Consider the following 2,413-nt stretch of genomic DNA (forward strand, 5'->3'; position numbering starts at 1 on the left):
AGCTCGCAGCATCGGGAGACTCTGCCCAGCTCGCAGCATCGGGAGACTATGCCAAGCTCGCAGCATCGGGAGACTATGCCCAGATAGAAAGTACAGGAGACCACTCCGTTGTCATGGCAGCCGGTTACAATTCCTGCGCAAAGGCAAAGAAAGGCAGCTGGATTACGCTTGCGGAGTGGAAGAAAGACGATGCTTTAGATGAGTGGGTTCCCGTCTGCGTGAAGACCGAGCAGGTGGATGGTAAGCGCATCAAGGAGGATGTTTGGTACAGGCTCACCGACGGCGAGTTTACGGAGGTTGAATTATAACGGCTGCTGACGCGGCAGCAAGGGGGTGCGGTCGTGGGCAGTTACCAGGAGGCGGCCGTTGTGGCGGCACGGCGTTGCCGGGTGTAGCTTCCGCACTCCCGACTTTAATGAACAATCAAAAATAACAGATATGAGTAGAGAAGAAGAAATCAGAGTAACTGCACTTGAATATGTTTGCAGAAGCTATAGTAATATTGACGATGCTGTTGAAGATGCGTTCGTTGATGGCGCATTATGGAGCGATAGCCATCCAGCCAATCCTTGGCACTCGGTCGCCGACGGTGATTTACCAACGGAACTAAAAGGCGACTGTGTGGATATGCCATTCATCGTTGTATGTAAGGATGGAATAACTTATTCCGCCTACTATGACATTGAAGAGGATGAGGAAAACTATTGCTTCTATGATGACTGTGGTTGTGTATTGGATGTAGATTACTGGTTGGAGATTCCGCAACTCCCAAAAGAAAGCGAGGCGAGGCAATGAAAGTCAGAATTGTTCAAGCAGGAATATGCTTATGCGAAGTGGAAGTAAAGCGTGCTTGGTATTTACCGTGGCAGACCGTATATGACGGTTGTCTGCCTTGGCGCGGTTCTTATGCAAAGGCAAAAAAAATAAAAGCTAAAATATTGGAGGATTATGAGTAAGAAAATAATGTTCAATGATAAATTCGCCCTCACCCAGGCGGTGCTTGACGGAACAAAGACAATGACACGGAGGATAGAAAAGCCGCTAATGGCTGATGGTTACACGATGGAAGATGTGGCAACAATATTCCACGAATACAGTTCTTTGCTTAATGCTTACAGTTTCTCTTTACATGATAAAGAGAAACAAATAGGAGTGTTACGACCACGCTACCAAGTCGGAGAGGTTGTGGCGATAGCACAGAGTTACAAAACACTTTATCCTAATGCTGATTTTGAAATGGAAGACAGTTATCACTTCCTGACGGAATCAAAAGGATGGAACAACAAATTATTTGTGAAAGCCGACTTGCTTCCCCACCACATCAAGATTACCGATGTACGCATGGAACGCTTACAGGCGATTTCTGATGATGATATAATGCGCGAGGGCATAGAGTATGCAAATGGTGGCTACTATGTTAACTACAACAAGGAAACTCATTCGCGAACATGGCTTGGCAATGACCCACGAAAAGCATTTTCTGCCCTCATCAATAAAATCAGCGGCAAAGGAACTTGGCTGCGCAATCCGTGGGTCGTGGTTTATGAATTTGAAAAAGTAGATTAAATGTGAGAATGAAAAAAATAGACCGGATAAGTTACGCTTACCGTGCCACGCTTCAAGAACCTGAGAATCCTTGAAATGTAGGAGGCTGCGCTATCGGCCATACGGGCAATTTTAAACTAACAAAAAAAAGGAAAAATGGACAAGCAAAAGAAGTACGAAGAATATCTCGCCCACATGAAGGCCATGATGGAGATTGGAAAGGAGCTTGATATGGAAGTCCTGCTGATGGACAGTCAGGGGAACACGGTCAGCGCGACTTGCAAAACGGAATCCGCTCTCATGCTGCTCATGATGAACATGGTACGGAACGACGCGTTCCGCATCGTCGTGGAGATTGCGGCAAAGCACTTCGGCGACGAGCATCTCAAGGGTCTACTGGACGCAATCAGGAAGACCTATGCGGCGCGTGAGGCGGATGAATCCGTGAACAAGCTGCTCCGGGAGTGCGGGATGAAGTGATATACCGGCGGTGCGCCGCCGTTTTGGAAAAGCCCGTGAGGGTGATGGCTCATAGTTAAAGTTTTGGATTATAAGGGGCGAAGCGTCGCCCCACCTGCATCGGTGGTGGAATTGGCAGACACGCTTCGAAGCGCAAAAGTGGTAGAGGTTCTTGCAGGTTCGAGTCCTGCCCGGTGCACGAATGCTAAATGGATATTGATATGGAAAGAACAGAAACGGGCCGCTTTGCGAAAGGCCTCACGCCAAGGAACAAGGGCGGACACAAGAAGAGCCGCCCGGGAATGATAACGGAGAGGGGACGGCAGGGCTTCCTGCCACGCCCCGTGCTCGTGATAAACTACGACGGCAGCGTAAAACACCGCTTTGCCAGCGTCGGGGAGGCACAGAA

5 protein-coding genes, 1 tRNA gene and 1 pseudogene are annotated in these 2,413 nt (G+C 48.7%); all 7 read left to right on the forward strand.

Going from position 1 to position 2,413, the window contains the following annotated elements:
- A pseudogene (locus BM114_RS14315) lies at positions 1 to 308 on the forward strand (hypothetical protein); the annotation flags it as partial.
- A 130-nt stretch (positions 309 to 438) separates the two neighbouring features.
- Positions 439 to 795, forward strand: a complete 357-nt coding sequence (locus BM114_RS05645; protein WP_092111275.1) for a hypothetical protein — start codon at positions 439 to 441, stop codon at positions 793 to 795.
- Positions 792 to 956 (forward strand): hypothetical protein, encoded by a 165-nt coding sequence (locus tag BM114_RS14320; RefSeq protein WP_177207054.1) that lies wholly within the window; start codon positions 792 to 794, stop codon positions 954 to 956. Before BM114_RS05645 ends, BM114_RS14320 begins: the two co-directional genes overlap by 4 nt.
- The gene (locus BM114_RS05650; RefSeq protein ID WP_092111277.1) at positions 949 to 1,566 is read left to right on the forward strand and encodes a hypothetical protein; all 618 of its coding nucleotides are present in this window, start codon (positions 949 to 951) and stop codon (positions 1,564 to 1,566) included. Before BM114_RS14320 ends, BM114_RS05650 begins: the two co-directional genes overlap by 8 nt.
- Before the next feature lie 135 nt (positions 1,567 to 1,701).
- Positions 1,702 to 2,025 (forward strand): hypothetical protein, encoded by a 324-nt coding sequence (locus BM114_RS05655; RefSeq protein WP_092111279.1) that lies wholly within the window; start codon positions 1,702 to 1,704, stop codon positions 2,023 to 2,025.
- 96 nt (positions 2,026 to 2,121) lie between these two features.
- Positions 2,122 to 2,203: transfer RNA gene (locus tag BM114_RS05660), tRNA-OTHER, on the forward strand.
- Between the two features lie 22 nt (positions 2,204 to 2,225).
- A partial coding sequence (locus BM114_RS05665) for a hypothetical protein (protein WP_143089259.1) occupies positions 2,226 to 2,413 on the forward strand: 188 nt, incomplete at its 3' end.

The organism is Prevotella sp. KH2C16 (assembly GCF_900113305.1).
GTDB lineage: Bacteria > Bacteroidota > Bacteroidia > Bacteroidales > Bacteroidaceae > Prevotella.

Bases quoted from the DNA above. Each gene is read 5' to 3' on its own strand.
- BM114_RS05645 (WP_092111275.1), top strand. From the start codon at position 439: ATGAGTAGAGAAGAAGAAATCAGAGTAACTGCACTTGAATATGTTTGC.
- BM114_RS14320 (WP_177207054.1), top strand. From the start codon at position 792: ATGAAAGTCAGAATTGTTCAAGCAGGAATATGCTTATGCGAAGTGGAA.
- BM114_RS05650 (WP_092111277.1), top strand. From the start codon at position 949: ATGAGTAAGAAAATAATGTTCAATGATAAATTCGCCCTCACCCAGGCG.
- BM114_RS05655 (WP_092111279.1), top strand. From the start codon at position 1,702: ATGGACAAGCAAAAGAAGTACGAAGAATATCTCGCCCACATGAAGGCC.